Source organism: Nocardia brasiliensis IFM 10847, from assembly GCF_000710915.1.
GTDB lineage: Bacteria > Actinomycetota > Actinomycetes > Mycobacteriales > Mycobacteriaceae > Nocardia > Nocardia brasiliensis_A.
On the sequence record NZ_BAUA01000174.1, the window covers coordinates 41,071 to 55,883 of the forward strand.

Annotated in this window: 14 protein-coding genes; 7 read left to right on the top strand and 7 right to left on the bottom strand. The window is 66.5% G+C overall.

Translation table 11 applies throughout. From position 1 onward, the window contains the following. Positions 1–19: 19 nt before the first annotated feature. The gene (locus NBRGI_RS33580) at positions 20–670 is read right to left on the bottom strand and encodes a response regulator (protein WP_029901201.1); all 651 of its coding nucleotides are present in this window, start codon (positions 668–670) and stop codon (positions 20–22) included. Positions 671–915: 245 nt separating this feature from the next. Then, positions 916–2,106: an RNA-guided endonuclease InsQ/TnpB family protein gene (locus NBRGI_RS33585; RefSeq protein WP_029901202.1), complete on the bottom strand. Its 1,191-nt coding sequence runs from the start codon at positions 2,104–2,106 to the stop codon at positions 916–918. Between the two features lie 198 nt (positions 2,107–2,304). On the opposite strand from NBRGI_RS33585, the gene NBRGI_RS33590 reads away from it, so the two are divergent. Continuing rightward, positions 2,305–2,859, top strand: coding sequence for a flavodoxin domain-containing protein (locus NBRGI_RS33590; protein WP_029901203.1), 555 nt, complete (start codon positions 2,305–2,307; stop codon positions 2,857–2,859). A gap of 113 nt (positions 2,860–2,972) precedes the next feature. On the opposite strand, the gene NBRGI_RS45640 is transcribed toward NBRGI_RS33590, so the two are convergent. Then, complete coding sequence (locus NBRGI_RS45640) at positions 2,973–3,689, bottom strand: hypothetical protein (protein WP_029901204.1); 717 nt, start codon at positions 3,687–3,689, stop codon at positions 2,973–2,975. Positions 3,690–4,443: 754 nt separating this feature from the next. On the opposite strand from NBRGI_RS45640, the gene NBRGI_RS33600 reads away from it, so the two are divergent. From NBRGI_RS33600 to NBRGI_RS33610, 3 genes are all read left to right on the top strand, one after another. Beyond that, positions 4,444–5,091: a response regulator gene (locus NBRGI_RS33600; RefSeq protein WP_029901205.1), complete on the top strand. Its 648-nt coding sequence runs from the start codon at positions 4,444–4,446 to the stop codon at positions 5,089–5,091. Then, complete coding sequence (locus NBRGI_RS33605) at positions 5,088–5,657, top strand: LpqN/LpqT family lipoprotein (protein ID WP_081878341.1); 570 nt, start codon at positions 5,088–5,090, stop codon at positions 5,655–5,657. Before NBRGI_RS33600 ends, NBRGI_RS33605 begins: the two co-directional genes overlap by 4 nt. Before the next feature lie 88 nt (positions 5,658–5,745). Continuing rightward, a complete protein-coding gene (locus NBRGI_RS33610) occupies positions 5,746–6,249 on the top strand; it encodes a flavodoxin family protein (RefSeq protein WP_036561861.1) in 504 nt (167 codons plus the stop codon). Between the two features lie 62 nt (positions 6,250–6,311). On the opposite strand, the gene NBRGI_RS33615 is transcribed toward NBRGI_RS33610, so the two are convergent. Beyond that, on the bottom strand, positions 6,312–6,773 hold the full coding sequence (locus tag NBRGI_RS33615; protein WP_029901208.1) for a hypothetical protein: 462 nt from the start codon (positions 6,771–6,773) through the stop codon (positions 6,312–6,314). 265 nt (positions 6,774–7,038) lie between these two features. On the opposite strand from NBRGI_RS33615, the gene NBRGI_RS33620 reads away from it, so the two are divergent. Continuing rightward, entirely contained in the window at positions 7,039–7,425 is a 387-nt protein-coding gene (locus NBRGI_RS33620) for a WhiB family transcriptional regulator (RefSeq protein ID WP_081878342.1), read from the top strand. A 68-nt stretch (positions 7,426–7,493) separates the two neighbouring features. Next, the gene (locus NBRGI_RS33625; RefSeq protein WP_029901210.1) at positions 7,494–8,126 is read left to right on the top strand and encodes a vitamin K epoxide reductase family protein; all 633 of its coding nucleotides are present in this window, start codon (positions 7,494–7,496) and stop codon (positions 8,124–8,126) included. Between the two features lie 95 nt (positions 8,127–8,221). Here the strand turns inward: NBRGI_RS33625 and NBRGI_RS33630 are convergent, their stop codons facing one another. Genes NBRGI_RS33630 through NBRGI_RS33640 form a run of 3 tightly spaced genes read right to left on the bottom strand, consistent with a single transcriptional unit; the run spans position 8,222 to position 13,975 of the window. Further along, the gene (locus NBRGI_RS33630; RefSeq protein ID WP_051728228.1) at positions 8,222–9,658 is read right to left on the bottom strand and encodes a short-chain fatty acid transporter; all 1,437 of its coding nucleotides are present in this window, start codon (positions 9,656–9,658) and stop codon (positions 8,222–8,224) included. 16 nt (positions 9,659–9,674) lie between these two features. Next, positions 9,675–10,613 carry an ornithine cyclodeaminase family protein gene (locus NBRGI_RS33635; protein WP_029901212.1) on the bottom strand — a complete coding sequence of 313 codons (939 nt, stop codon included), beginning with the start codon at positions 10,611–10,613 and terminating at the stop codon, positions 9,675–9,677. 17 nt (positions 10,614–10,630) lie between these two features. Next, positions 10,631–13,975: a molybdopterin-dependent oxidoreductase gene (locus NBRGI_RS33640; RefSeq protein ID WP_029901213.1), complete on the bottom strand. Its 3,345-nt coding sequence runs from the start codon at positions 13,973–13,975 to the stop codon at positions 10,631–10,633. A gap of 122 nt (positions 13,976–14,097) precedes the next feature. On the opposite strand from NBRGI_RS33640, the gene NBRGI_RS33645 reads away from it, so the two are divergent. After that, a complete protein-coding gene (locus NBRGI_RS33645) occupies positions 14,098–14,736 on the top strand; it encodes a GntR family transcriptional regulator (RefSeq protein ID WP_029901214.1) in 639 nt (212 codons plus the stop codon). Positions 14,737–14,813 lie beyond the last annotated feature (77 nt).

Below are 14,813 nucleotides of genomic sequence, written 5' to 3' on the forward strand. Positions count from 1 at the left end.
GCGGTCGGGGCTCGAGTGATCAGCCTGGGTTCTTGTCTCGGACGTTCAGCTGCGAGGCGAGTACGGCCGCCTGCGTACGCCGTTCGAATCCGAGCTTGGTCAAAAGCCGTGAGACATAGTTCTTCACCGTCTTCTCGGCCAGGAACATGCGGCCGGCTATCTGCCGGTTGGTCAGCCCCTCGCCGAGCAGCGACAGCAGAGCCAGTTCCTGCTCGGTCAGGTCCGCGAGCGGCCCGGATCGTTCTTCGGCATCCGTGCGGAGTTTCGCCATCAAGGTGGCCGCGGCGCGGTTGTCGAGTAGCGATTTGCCCGAACCCACGTCGCGGATCGCGCTGATGAGTTCGAAGCCTTTGATGTCCTTCACGACGTAGCCGCCCGCGCCTGCCAAGATCGCATCCAACATCGCTTGCTCGTCGGTGAAGGAAGTGAGGATGAGGCAACGGAGTTCGGGATCCGCGGACAGGAGTTCGCGGCACAGCTCGATGCCGTTGCCGTCCGGCAGGCGCACATCCAGAACGACCACATCGGGTCGCTGCGCCGGAATCCGAGCGAGGGCCTGGGCGTAGGTTCCCGCCTCGCCGCCGACTTCCATGTCGGGCTGTTGACCGATGAGATCGCCCACGCCGTGCCGCACTATTTCGTGATCGTCGACCAAGAACACACTGATCATGCTCGAACTCTCCCTTCGCCTTCGAGCCTTACGCACGCGGCGCGCTCGGGAAATGTGAATAGTGCCCTTGGTTCGAGGGCCAAAGACCCTCGATCGGTGCGATCAGGGCCGTTCGGCGGCCGAATGCGATCCAACGCGCAGCCGAGGTCCTCGCTTCGAAGGCCGTCGGACCCTTCTTCGCGGCCGCGCCATCGACGAAGTGGTGGACCCGTTCGGCGTTCGGGGAGTGCTCCGCGGCAACGACGTCACCGGTGGGTTGGTGTGCGTGTCTTGGCATCCTCGTGCCTTGCCCCGGCAGGCAAGGACGATTCCGTCTGGCGTGGGTAACGCCTACGGCGGGTTCCTGTTTCGTGGCCGAGTGCCGGGACGGGTCCTGGCCTCTTGTCGGCTCCACAGGCGTTTCTGCTCTCCGCCTGCCCGGCGGCGAGAATTGTGCGGGCGGCACGGTCGGGGTGATGCGGACCGGGCACGGGTGATGGCGAAACTTTGCCGAAGCGCCGTCCATAGCGAGCGGCCTTCTGATCGAGCATCCGGGTGAGGACGGTCCAGCTGTCGTCGTCGGTCGAGCGGGTCCGGCGCGACGGAGCCTTGGCGCGGTAGGGCAGTCCTTCGATATACACCGCTTGGTTTTCGCGGATGATCGCTGTCGACTGCTTGTGCGCCCAGTCGCGCCGGGTGTCGTTCAGTGCCGCAAGGGCTTTGGCGACCGCGAGCCGAGCCTCGAGCTGATTCTTGCTGCCCGGCTGCTTTCTGGACAGTGTTCGCCGCGCCCGGTCCAGTCTGCGTTGCGACCGCCGGAGGAATTCCGGAGGGGCGATTGTGGCGCCGTTGCTCAGCACCGCTACTGTGCCCGTCCCTCGGGCGATGCCGACCTGAGCCGATTGTTCGGGTAGCGGGTCGGCGGTGGATTCGACCACGAAGGAGGCGAAGTAACGACCTGCGGTGTCTCTGATCACCGTCACCGACGTCGGTTCGGCGGGCAGCGGCCGTGACCAGACCACTTTCACCGCACCGATTTTGGGCAGACGTAGCCGACCTCCCGCGGTCACGGCGAAGTGAGCGTTGCGGGTGAATCTGATGGACTGCCGGTCATGGCGGGACCGGAACTTGGGGAGTCCGACGGTGGGGCCCAGTCGCCGACCGGTCGCCGAGGCGAAGAAGTTCCGATACGCGGTGTTCAGGTCCGCGAGAGCCTGCTGGAGAACCACTGCCGATACGTCTGCGAGCCACGCACGTTCGGCGGTTCGCTTGGCCGCCGTCAGCCGTCGGGACAGCTCCGCGTCCGGTATCCAATGACCGGCAGCGCCGGCGCGTTGGCGCGCGTCCAGGGCGTCGTTGTAAACCACTCGCGCACAACCGAAAGCCCGTGCGAGCGCGGCCTGCTGCGACTCGTCCGGATAGCAGCGGAAGTTGTAACGCAGTTGGATGGAGCGCATCGGTCACCTCCCCCTGGCTGATGTCTGTGCCGGTAGCGGCAATGAAATGAACGCCGGTGTGGATCGATGTTTTCACGATAGGCAAACTTCGCGTCGTAGGAAAAGAGGGAATGGTCCATCAGCCGGGGACTTTCCGTCCTGACCCTGTGGGCCGTACGCCTCTGTCGAGAACCGCCGGGTGAAGCCAGCATGAATGACATGGGAACGCCGAGTGCTCGCATCGCAGTGATATTCGCTACGGCCCAAGGGTCCACCCGCGACATTGCGGAATACTTCGGGCAGGACCTGACTGCGCGAGGCGCCGAGGTCGTCGTCGCGGGCGTCAACCACGCTCCGCAGCTCACCGGGTTCGACGCGATCATCCTGGGTAGTGCGATTCATCATCGTGAATTCCTCCCGCCGGCAGCATCGTTCATCCGCGCGCACGCGGATATCCTTGCCAAGAAACGGGTCTGGCTGTTCAGCGTCGGTCTCGGGCCCGCGCTCGTCGGGCCGATAGGCCGGCGGCTGGGCCGGAAGGTGCCCAAGGAAATCGCCGCACTGCGCGCATTGGTCGCACCCGAGGACTATCACGCTTTCGCCGGTCACTACGAACGGGCCGGGGTCGACTTCAAGGCCCGCACGATCTATCGGCTCCTCGGCGGCACGCGGTACGGGGACTTGCGCGACTGGGCCGAGATCGCCGCATGGTCGGCGAAAATCGGGGAGTCGCTCGGGCTGCCGCAGACCGCGGTAACCATTGTTCGCCCCTGAATTCGTGCGCCGAGGTGTGTCCGCGGTTTGCTGCGCCCCGCCCGGCTGCCGGCCCCGCCGACGGCAGAGCGGTGCTCACTGTCCAGCTCTGGGTGAGCACCGCGCCGCCTCGGCTACCGCACCAGCTGGAACTGTTCGGTGACGGAATTGATCGCCGCGCTGACATCGGTCAGGCCTTGTTGTAGCTGCCTGGCCACCGGCTCGACTGCGGCCGCGACCGGTGCCGCGGCGTCCTGGCGCTGCGTGTACGCGAACCCTTCGAGGTCGTTCAGGTTCTGCTGAGCGAGACCCTGATTGGCTTGCGAGGCGGCGGTCGCCGCACCGATCGCGGCGCCGAGGCCTGCGCCGATCGCCGCCCCGACCGGAGTGGCGATGGCCGCGGTGCCCAGACCCACGGCGGTCGCGACGCCCGCACCGGCGCCTGCGCCGATAGCGGTGCCGGCCAGTGGTCCGACGACGGCTCCCGCGATAGTTCCGGCCACACCGCCGACGATGCCACCGATCACCGCGCCCGGGATGCACCCGACGATCAGGGCCGGCAGCCCGACGACGCAACCGAGTGCCATTCCGGTGAGTGTGCCGATCGTGGCGGCACCGACGCCGCCGATCACCAGACCGGCACCGGCGCCGATGCCGGCGCCGATCGGAACGGCCGCCAGACCGGTGCCGAGTCCGGTGATCGCCCCTACGGTCGCGCCGGCGGCCGCGCCGCCGATCCCGCCGATCGCCGCACCGTCGGCCGCGCCGTCGAGTGTGGCCGCGGACAACAGTTCCCGCCGACGCTGATCTACCAGTGGAAAGTATTCGGGTTTGATGATGATGTCGCTCAAGACCCCATTTGTTCCCGGTTCGAAATCGGTGCCCCGGCCCTGGCCGACGTTGTCCCAGGGGGCGACGACGGGCTGGGCGACGTCCGCTGCGGCGGTACGAAGGAGGGGATTGGCAACCTGAGCCACCGGTTCGGCCGAAGCGAAGCACTGGCCCGATGCAATTCCTGCCGTTGCTACGACAGACACGATTCCCATTCGCGCAAAGCCATGTCTCGCGGACATTCGTTCTCCTTTGGTTCGATCATTCGACTGCTAGGCGATACCGAGATTTCGCATAGCCGGTACGGCATCACGGACGATCGTTGGAATTCTCGAATGTATTTCCGAGAACTGATGCCGAGTGACAATCGAACCATTGCGACTGTTCCTTGAATAGAAGTCCGGAGTCACCGGACGCCGGGACATCGTGTCCGGATACTTTGTGACCACTGTCCTGTGTGCCGATTATTCGGCGCGACCGATCACCTCGATAGACGGTCTGTCCCCGGAACGGCGATGTCCGGCCCGGGCGGGACAAAAGTCATGAAATACATCGCCCATTGGTCGGATAACATGGTGACCTTTGCCCGCAGGATGATCCGACCGATTCCGATACATTGGGCCGCAAAGTAGAGTCGGCGGCTCGTGCGCTCATGACTCGATCAGCTCGGATGGGATCTGTGCCGAATCCGGCGCGAACGCGAGACCTGTTGTCCGAGCTGTGCATCGGGCGCAGTGCCGCCCGCCGGAAGTTCTGCTGGAGGGGTTGGTTGGCGTGACTAGAGTGTTCCTGGTCGATGGGCATCACATCGTCCGGCGCGGGATTGCCGACCTGATCGGAGCCGAACCCGATCTCGAGTTGGTCGGTGAGGCGGAGACGGTGTCCCGGGCCATCGAAGACATCCTGCGGCTGCGTCCTGACGTGGTCGTGCTCGAAATCAGGCTGCCCGACGGTGACGGGATAGCGCTGTGCCGTGAACTACAGAGTCACGGATTGGGCGCCCAGTTGCTGATCCTCACCGCGTTCATCGATGAGAAGTCGATGCTGAACGCCATCCGGGCGGGAGTCAGCGGTTACGTCATCAAGGACATCGGCACGGTGGAGTTGGTCGACGCCATTCGTGAGGTCGGGTCGGGCAAATCGTTGCTCGACAACCGCGCCGCCGCCGCGCTCATGTCCAAGCTGCGGGCGGACGGGGCCGCGCGGCGCGGTCCCTTCGCGCAGCTCACCGCTCAGGAGCGCACGCTGCTCGAGCTGCTCGGTGAAGGACTGTCGAATCGCCAAATAGCGGAACGAATGTCGTTGGCGGAAAAAACGATCAGGAACTACGTGTCGCGCCTGCTGACCAAACTGGGGGTCGAGCGACGAAGTCAGGCGGCGGTGCTCGCCCTGGAGCTGCGGCCGTCCGGCAGTATGCGATGAACGGTCACTGGTCGACACCGCACGAGCGGGACGCCGGAGCGGGTCTCGCGACCTACTTGGCTGCCTGCGGAGTGAGATATGAGCAGCTGCGGCCGGGTTCGACCGGTGTACCGACGGTGTCGATCGTCCCTCCGTCACCCTGGACGCAGGTGGATCGCGGATATTTCCGCGATGTCTATGCGATCTGGGCTCGGCCGCCGATCGAAGGCTACGGCTGGGTCGACAACGCGGTGCTCGTCCTCATCCGATTGACTCCTGGTGCCGATCACATCGAGCTGCTCACGCACGCCGTATTCGACGCACGCCGACTGCCCGGCTGGGATGAAATCTATGTCGAGGAAACGCGGTACGAGGGTTATCCGTCCTGCCTCATCGCGGGCATCTATGTCGTCGACTCGCTACGACTGCGGGCCGACACCCGATACATCGTCATAGGCGATAGCGGTTGTCAGTATCTGGTGCAGTTCACCATCACCAGCCAACTGTCCTCTTTTTCCGAGGCTGCCGGATGGGCCTCGAAAGAATTCGATCAATTCAAAGGCTGGTGGGTGACCCTGCCCCGATAGCGCCCGTCATAGATATGCAGGAGGTACGACATTGACGAATTCCATTGCCGTCGAAATACGCGATACCGGTAGTGCCGAAGGGCGCGGCATGAATGTATTGATTGTCGTCGAGTCTTGTTTCGGGAACACCGCGCACATCGCGGAGTCCGTCGCCGAGGGGATTCGTGCGCATGGCGGCAGCGTCACGGTGGTCGGTGCGCACACCATGCCCGCACTCGACGACGTCGATCTCTTGCTGGTGGGGGCGCCTACGCACAATGCGGGTCTGTCTACACCGACATCACGTCGTCAAGCGGAGGCCCATGGTGCAGTCCGATCCGTGACCGGTGTGCGGGAGTGGCTCGATGCGCTGCCCGCGCGGCTGAACGTCCGTGCCGCGGCGTTCGACACCGTCGCAGGCAGAAGCATCTTCACCGGGTCCGCGGCGCGACGGATCGTGAAGCGACTGCAAGGGCACGCCTGTGATGTGCTCGGGCGAGAAAGCTTCCTGGTCGTCTCCCGCGTGGGGCCGCTGGTCGGCGACGAGTCCGCTCGGGCCGAGCGTTGGGGTAGCGAGCTGGCCGACAGACTGTCCCGCTTCGGAACGGCATGAGTAGTCAGATCAGCTGCGGCACAGCGGCAGCCGTGCGTGTGCCCGGTTGCCGCGGCCGAAGCTCAGGTCGAGGCGTGGCTGGGAGGCGCGGTCGGCACGCCGCCGGCCACCGCACATACCGCGTCGAGCACGACGGCCTGAATCGGAAGGGTTGTGACGTAACCCGGTTCGACCACCCACACCGGTGACCAGCCGAGCTGCCGATCCGAATGCGGAAGCATGATCCGGCTGCCGCGTGCCACGATCGTGACGCCGAGTTCGTCCAATCGCCGCACGAGGTCCGGATCGAGGCTGTCGGCCGGGTAGCGGACGAGGAACCCGACGCGATTCGACTTGGTGTGCAACATGACCGGCGCGGTGTGTACGGCCGTGGATACCTCGTACCCGAGTACTCGCGGCATGGTGACCATGCCGAACCGGTCGTCGGTGAGCAGACAGGGATGGGAGCCGAGTAGGGAAACCGGCAGACCGCGGTCGCGGTAGGTCGTCCAGATCCGTTGTGGGGTGGTGCAGTTCGCGAACATCCTGTCGGTATCCCTCGAGTCGTGGTGCCCGTCGGCCTCCGGAACGGTTCAGTGTGCAGTCCACTCGCGAAGGTAGCGCCTGATCCGCTTGTCGGGCAGAGCAATTCGGCTCTACTGGACCGGACTGCGGGCAGCGGAGGCGTGGGACGTAAGTCCTGACCGGCATGACGAATATCACGGACATGAAACCGGAGGAGTTTCGGCCCTACCGAGGTGTGCCATTCGGCTCTCGATGCGGAGAATGGCGATATTCGATTCTACGGATATGAGACCTTCGGTGGTGTTAGATCGGGCGGCACAGCTGCTCGAGCGCGATGCGGGGGAGTGGGCGGGAAGCGGGAGCTGTGCACAAAGCGATCCGGAAGAATTCTTCCCCGAGGCCGGCGAGACCTCGCTGCTCGCGGTGCGTATTTGTGGCCGGTGCGAAGTACGCGAATCCTGCCTCGAGTACGCGATGGAGCACAGCGAGGTCTTGGGTATCTGGGGCGGGCTCACCCGTCGGCAGCGGATCAAGCTGTCCCGGCTGCGCGCGAGTCGGGAGCGATCGCGCGGGGCGGCAACGCGCAACGGGGCCCGGCGTCCTCGTGCGATAGAGATCGTGGTGACCGCAATGGACGGCGCCGGTCGCCATACCGTTGTCGACTGCCGGTGACGATCGGCCTGTATCCGGTGGCACAAAGGCCCTCGTGCGACGAATACGGTTCCGGATATTCGTGTTACATGAGCCTTGTCGAACCGACCCGGATCGAAATGGCCGATGCGGCATCCTCAGCGCCGCCGAGCCGTTTGTCCGTCGCTCGACCGAGCACCGCGTGGGTGCTGCTGCTGGCCGCGTCGGCGGGTTGGCTGGCCTCGTTCACCTTGACGGTGGAGCGGTTCAAACTCTTTGTCGATTCGAGCTATCGGCCGTCGTGCAGCATCAACCCGATTCTGTCGTGCGGGTCGGTGATGGCGACGCCGCAGGCGGCCGTTTTCGGTTTCCCCAATCCGATCATCGGCGTCGTCGCGTTCTCGGTCGTGCTGCCGCTCGCGCTGTTGAGCGTGGCCAGAATCGCGCTGCCACAGTGGATCTGGATCGGACTCTGGATCGGCACGGCCTGCGGTGTCGGGTTCGTGTGCTGGCTCATCTTCCAGACGCTCTATCGGATTCACGCGCTCTGCCCCTACTGCATGGTGGTGTGGGCGGTCGTCACCCCCATGCTGGCCGTGCTGAGCAATCAGCTCAGTTCAGCGCTGCCCCGGCCGGTGCGTGCGATAGTCGGCTGGCGCTGGACCGTGGTAGCGCTCTTCTGCACAGCCGTTGTGCTGCAGGTCTTCCTAGCGTTTCAGGACTACTGGTTGTCGCTCGTCTGAAGGCGCCGACCCGTTCCGCTGCTGCCCTCCTCGCGGTGCGTGCCGAAGACTCCGCCAGGGACGTTCTTCGCCGAGTTCGGAAACGTCGTTGCTGGTCAATAGGCCGGTGGTTGGTAGGGAAGGGTGGGTGCCAACAGGGTGAGCAGGCCCAAGACGATGGGCAGGAGCGCCGCGAGGTAGATGAACGTGTAGCCGACGATGTCGCGTGCCTCGAGCGACAGCACGCCGAGGAGCGGGAGCATCCAGAACGGGTTGATCAGGTTCGGCAGCGCCTCCGCGGCGTTGTAGATCTGCACCGTCCAGCCGAGGTTGACGTGTGTGTCGTTCGCCGCCTGCATCACATACGGCGCCTCGATGATCCATTTGCCGCCGCCGGAGGGAATGAGGAAGCCGAGGACCACGGAGTAGGCGCCGATGAGCAGTGGGAAGGTGGTGGCGTTGCCCGTCGCGGTGAACAGCGAGGCGAGGTGGTGGGAGATCGAGGTGCCGGGGCTGTCGGTGGCCTTGGTGAGAATGGCCGCGGTCCCGGCGTAGAAGGGAAATTGGATGAGGACACCGCCGGTGGCAGGCACGGCTTTGGTGACTGCGGCGAGAAATCGGCGGGGGCGCCAGTGCAATAGCATGCCGAGGCCCAGGAACAGCAGGTTGTAGGTATTGAGCCCGGAGATGGCGACGAGGGGGTCCTTGGCGGCGAATTCCTGGATCGCCCACCCGCCGACCAGGACGACGACCACGATGGTGAGCAGCGGGCTGTATTCGAGCCATTCGCCGGGACGCGAGCGCGGCATGTCGTCTTCGACCGGGTCGCGGGGATCGATGCCGAGATCGGTGGCGGTAACGGCGGTGTCGGCGCGGGGCGCGGTCAGAAACGCGATGGCCACACACACCGTGACGACGACTGCGGCCACAACGAGTGACTGCCAGGTGAAAATGGTGGCCCGGAACGGGATGACGCCGGTGATGGGCAGCAGCGACTGCGGAATGCTGGCGGGGTTGGCCTGTAGTTGCGCGGCCGACGAGCTGAGGCCGAGAGCCCAGCTCCCGCCGAGGCCGAGGTAGGCCGCTGCCGACGCGGCCCGATAGTCCATGCGCAGCTCGCGGCGCCCGGCGAGTCGCCGGACCAGCAGCGCGCTGAAGATGAGACTGAAGCCCCAATTGAGCAACGCCGACAGTAGGCTGACCGCGGCGACGACGGCGATCGCCGCACGCGGAGTGCGGGGCACTCGGGCGAGCCCGGTGATGGCCCGCTGGACAGGGCGGGCGGTGGCGACGACGTAGCCGCCGATGGCGACCATCGCCATCTGCATCGTGAACGGGATGAGGTCCCAGAAGCCGTTGCCGAAGACCGCGGCGACATCGGCGGGCCCGGAGCCGATCGCCAGCGCGGCGATGGCGACCACCGCGACGATGAGCAGTGCGAAGACAAGGGTGTTGGGGAACCACTTCTCCGACCAGGCCGCACTGCGGGTTGCGAATCGGGCGAGCAGGCCGGCCGGTGGGTCGGCGGCGAGCTGGGAATCGGGCACAGACATGCGAACTCCTGAGTGGTCAACCGGCGTGCCGGAGGACGTGGTGGTGGACCAGCGTCGCGGCGGTCAGGTCGGCCAGGGCCGTGCCGACTGCTTTGAACACGGTGATCTCGTGGTCGTTGCGGCGACCGGGAGCTTCATTTCGACAAAGCTCGGGCAGCGTGGCGGCCACGTCGTCACGGGTGATGACACCGGCGGCGAGTGGCTGGGTGAGGTCGCCCGATTCGTCGAGCGCGTTGTCGCTGTCGACGTAGACGACGCCGCGGGTCAGGCAGGCGTCGTCGGCTTCGCGCATCTCCGGGCGGAAGCTGCCGACGAGGTCGAGGTGCGTGCCGGGGCGCAGTAACTCACCGCGGATGATCGGGCTGGTGGCGAGCGTCGCGCAGGAGATCACGTCGGCGTCGGGGATCGCGGTGTCGAGGTCGACGGCGACGCGAGCGTCCGTTCCGGCGGCCCGCAGCCGTGCGACCAGGGCTTCCGCGGAGGCGCGGTGTTGATCGTGGACGAGCACGGTGGCGATGTCGAGGACCGCGGCGTGTGCTGCGGCGATGAGCGAGCCGACGTGCCCCGCGCCGACGACGAGATGGACTCGGCTGTCGGGGCGGGCCAGATAGGACGAGGCCAGTGCCGCGGTGGCGACGGTGCGCCGCCTGGTGAGTTCGTTCCCATCGATGACCGCCAGGTGTTCGCCGGTGTCCGCGCGGGCCAGGACGTAGGCGGAGGACAGGGCCGGGCGACCGTGCGCGTTGTTCTGGGGGAATACGTTCACGAGTTTGACGCCCAGCAGCCCATCGGCCTGCCAGGAGGGCATCAGGAGCAACGTCGACCCGGTCTCGTCGATCTGATGATGGTGGCGCGGTGGGGTTGTGGCGCCGCGGGCGAAACCCGCTCGCAGGGCTGGGATCAATATGTCGAACGGCAATGCGTCGACGGTCTCGTCGGCGGAGACGATGAGCACGGTCGGACCTTTCGGAATCAGGCGTCGAGCACGACGTCGGACGTCGGCACGGACTGGCAGGTGAGGCAGTGATCGTCGGGCAGCTCGCTCCCGACGGCGACGAGGTGTGCCACCGTGCCGTCGAGCACCCGGACCGCGCAGCTTTCGCATTGGCCGACGCGGCACCCGCTGGGCACGGACAGACCCGACTGCTCGGCGAGCTGCAAGAGGGTGCCATCCGATTTGCGCCACGCCACGTCTCGGCCCGAGCGGGCGAACCGAACGGTCGCGGTCGCATCGTCGGCGATGCGCACCGGCACAGGCGCGGCGTGGAACTTCTCGGCGAAAATGTCGAATCGGGGAACACCTCGGCCTACCAGGCCGGCGGTGAGTTCATCGAGCATGTCCGTGGGGCCGCACAAGTAGAAGCGCGCTCGCCGGTCGATCAGGGCGGGGTCGACGTCGGAGGCTGATACCCGCCCGCGCAGGTGGTGACGGTCGCCCGCACCCGGCCGGCTGTAGTGGTCGATCACGCGCAGGGACGGCAGATGCGCGGCGAGGGCGGCGATCCGGGCCCGGAAGGGGTGGCGCGCGCCGTCCCGGTTGCCGTAGTGGAGCACGACTTCCGGGGCAGCCGACGGGGTGAGAGCGAGTGTTTCGAGGTAACTGAGGAACGGGGTGATCCCGATGCCTGCGGCAAGGAGCACGATCGGGCGGGAGTGGACGAGGGGCACGGCGAAGCCACCAGCAGGAGGCGTGACGAGCAGGCGGGTGCCGGGCCGGAGCCGGTCGTGCACGGCGGTGGAGAAGCGGCCGCCGGACACGCGACGCACCGCGATCGTGTACAGCTCCTGAGCAGCCGGTCCGGCGGGTCCGGTCAGCGAGTAGCTGCGGGTCAGATCGGGTTGATCGGGCCAGGCGACTGTGATGTGTTGCCCGGCGCGGAACGCGGGTAACGGTGTCCGGTCTACGGGCCGCAACTGCACCGCCAGGATCTCCTCGGTTTCGAGTTCGCAGTGCTCGATCAGGAACTCGCGCTGCGCACGCCACCGTGTCGAGTGCGCGAGCTGGACGTCACAGGGCACCGCGCGCAGCCCGACGGAGCCACTGATCGGATCGCGGCTGCCGTCACCGACCAGGAGGTTGTAGTTGGCGCCGTTACCGGCGAGCGGATCCGCACCGGGCAGGGCGAGGTCCGAAGCGGCCTGCCACCAGCCGTATTCGGCGACGACGACGTCGCGGTGCAGGTCCGAGTCGATCCGTGCGCGCATACCGACCGTGGCACGCGATGTACTGATCCGCACCCAGTCGCCGTCGCAGATCCCACGCGCGGCGGCGAGTTCGGCGCTCAGCTCGACGATCGGATCGGGGAAGCGTTTACGCAGCGAGGAGATTCCGCGGTGCTGGCTGTGACAGAAATAGCCGTTCTTCGCGCAGGTGAGCACCAGCGGATAGGACGGGTCCGGTGCCGGCGGCTCCGCCACCGGTACTGCGGATTGTCCGTGCTGGGCGAGCATCTCGGAGTAGAGCTCGACCCGGCGGGTCGGGGTCGCGAACCCGGTGACCGTTCCGTCGTCGGACTCCTCGGCGTATTTGCGGTAGCGGACGTGTAACGGCAGATCCATCCCGCCGGGGCGTTCGCGCAGTTCGGCCGCGGTGACCGCGAGCGGAGCAAGCTGATGGTTCCAGCCGTCCTCGATGCGTCCGTGGAAGAAGTCCTCGCCGTGCCCCAGCCGGACGGCCAGGTCGAACGCGATCTCGGTGTCCGAACGCGCCTCGCCCTCGGGCTCGACCAGCTGCGGCCGCAACTGCACTCGCTGCTGAGCGGCGACGCTGATCTCGAACCCGGCTCTGATCGCTTCGCGCTCCCACGGCGTGTTGACCGGCAGCAACAGGTCGGCGAAGCGAGAGGTGGGGTTTTCGAACAGGTCTAGATGAACTGCGAAGTCCAGGCTGCGCAGGGCGTCGGCGGTCCGCCGCGGATCAGGCTGGGTCAGCAGGAGATTCCCACCGAAGGACACCAGCGCCCGTACCGGATACGGCTCACCCTGGAGCACCGCCTGGCAGAAGTCGCGGGCATTGATCCAGCCCTGCGCCGGTGGTCCCAGCGGGAAGCTTTCGAGGCCAAGGGCTTTCGCGCGCTGGGCGGCTGCGAGCTGGCCGGGACCGGTGACCGGATTGACCGGAGGTTTGGGCAGCAACACGTTGCCGCCAGGGGCGTCGTAGCTGCCCGTGAGCGCGTAGAGGGTGGCGATCGCTCGCTCGGTCTGGGTCGCGTTGACATGCTGACCGACCCCGGACCACGTTGCGTACGACACCGATCGTGCCGCGCCGAGTTCCGCGGCGAATGTCTCGATCGCTGCCGGGGCGACCGTTGTCACCGCCGCGGCCCGGTCGACAGGCCAGGCGGCGCAGGCAGCGGCATAGCGGTCGAAGGCGGGCACACAGTCGATCGGTCCGCGTCGGGTGAGCACCCGCCGCCGGCCGCGCAGCGCGAACCGTTGCGCACCGTTCGGCGCGCGGGTGGTGTCCAACGGCTCCGCCCGACCGGACAACTCGTCCCACACGACATAGCCCGGCGTCCCGGGATGCAGGTCCGAAGCTCGCAGGAACGCGCCTGTGTCGAGCCGGACCAGTAGCGGCGCATTCGTCCACGATCGGACGAACTCCTCGTCGTGGCCGCGTCGGGCGAGTAGTCGACCGGCCACGCTCAATGCCAGCGCGCCGTCAGTACCGGGGCGTACCCGCAGCCAGTGGTCGGCCTGTAATGCGCTGGTCGACCGGCGCGGGTCGACGACCACCAGCCGTGCCTCCCGCGCCCGGGCGAGTGCCGCCGACTGTGCCAGCCAGGATTTCGCCGGGTTGTGGCCCCACAGCACGGCGAGGTCGGTGTTCGCGTAGTCCGGCGCGGGCAGCGCGCTCCCGAACGTGAAAGCGTGCGCGAAATCCTTGTGCCAATTACAGATCTCGGTCGAATACAGCGTGTTCGGGCTGCCGAACACCCGAATGAATCGCTCGACCCAGTCGATGGAATCCGACATCGGCGTGCCGCTCGGCGAGGTCACCGAGAACGCGACCGCCTCCGCGCCGTTTTCCGCACGGATACGGTCCAGTTTTTCAGCGACCTCGGTCAAGGCTTCGTCCCAGCCGATTTCTCGCCAGCGCGGGTCGGGATCGGATTTGGGCGTGGTCCGTCGCAGTGGCCGCCGCAAGCGCTCGGGGGAGTACACCAGCTCGGGAGCGGCACGACCCTTCGGGCACATCGCCGCACCGGTGGGATGTGCGGAATCCGGCCGGACATCGCGCAATACGCCGTTCTCGACCGTGTAGACAGCGCCGCACCGGGAGCGGCACAGCGTGCAGTAGCCGCGCACCTCAGCCATCATGTTACTCCTTAGTAACCGGCTACCGGTTACCGATTGCCGGTGACAAGTAAGATGCGGGAAAGAGGCGGGGAAGTCAAGACCGAGCGTCGAAAGGCAGGTAGTTGACCGAGGACGGAGCAGTGCGACTGCAGCACACCAACTTGCGCGATCAAGTGCTCGAGGTCGTGCGGCAAGCGATGGTGTCCGGTGAGCTCCAGCCAGGAGACATCTACTCGGCGGCGGCGCTCGCGACCCGGCTGGGCGTATCCAGCAGTCCGGTCCGTGAAGCGATGCTGACGCTGGTCACGCAGGGTTTGATGGAGCCGGTGCGCAACCGTGGTTACCGAATTGTCGCGATGACCGAACAGGATCTGGACGAGATCTACGAGCTGCGTCAGTTGCTCGAGATCCCGGCCACGCTCGCAGCGGGAGCGAAGATCGAACCCGAGGACCTGGACCGGCTCGCCGGTTTGGCCGGGGATATCGAAAGCGCGGCCCGGGCCGGAGATGTCGCCGGCTTCCTCGAGGCGGACCGCCGGTTCCATCTGGACTTGCTGGCACACGGCGGAAATCGTCGGCTGGTGGACAGCATCGCCACCCTGCGGGACCAAACGCGTCTGTACGGATTGGACAAACTTGCCGAGGGCGGCCGGCTGATCGGGGCAGCCGTCGAACACCGAGAAATCCTCGCCGCCATCTCGTCGCGCGATTGGGCCGAGCTGGAAAGGCTGATGCATACGCACCTGCGCCACACTCGCGCGGACTGGGCGAGTGGCTGAACTGCGCGAGTCGGTGCTCGACCGCGGGAAAGGCGTTGCCGGCGCCGATCATCGCGCTTCGACTTGCCGCACGGGCG

Bases quoted from the DNA above. Each gene is read 5' to 3' on its own strand.
- NBRGI_RS33580 (WP_029901201.1), bottom strand. From the start codon at position 670: ATGATCAGTGTGTTCTTGGTCGACGATCACGAAATAGTGCGGCACGGC.
- NBRGI_RS33585 (WP_029901202.1), bottom strand. From the start codon at position 2,106: ATGCGCTCCATCCAACTGCGTTACAACTTCCGCTGCTATCCGGACGAG.
- NBRGI_RS33590 (WP_029901203.1), top strand. From the start codon at position 2,305: ATGGGAACGCCGAGTGCTCGCATCGCAGTGATATTCGCTACGGCCCAA.
- NBRGI_RS33605 (WP_081878341.1), top strand. From the start codon at position 5,088: ATGAACGGTCACTGGTCGACACCGCACGAGCGGGACGCCGGAGCGGGT.
- NBRGI_RS33610 (WP_036561861.1), top strand. From the start codon at position 5,746: ATGAATGTATTGATTGTCGTCGAGTCTTGTTTCGGGAACACCGCGCAC.
- NBRGI_RS33615 (WP_029901208.1), bottom strand. From the start codon at position 6,773: ATGTTCGCGAACTGCACCACCCCACAACGGATCTGGACGACCTACCGC.
- NBRGI_RS33620 (WP_081878342.1), top strand. From the start codon at position 7,039: ATGAGACCTTCGGTGGTGTTAGATCGGGCGGCACAGCTGCTCGAGCGC.
- NBRGI_RS33625 (WP_029901210.1), top strand. From the start codon at position 7,494: ATGAGCCTTGTCGAACCGACCCGGATCGAAATGGCCGATGCGGCATCC.
- NBRGI_RS33630 (WP_051728228.1), bottom strand. From the start codon at position 9,658: ATGTCTGTGCCCGATTCCCAGCTCGCCGCCGACCCACCGGCCGGCCTG.
- NBRGI_RS33640 (WP_029901213.1), bottom strand. From the start codon at position 13,975: ATGGCTGAGGTGCGCGGCTACTGCACGCTGTGCCGCTCCCGGTGCGGC.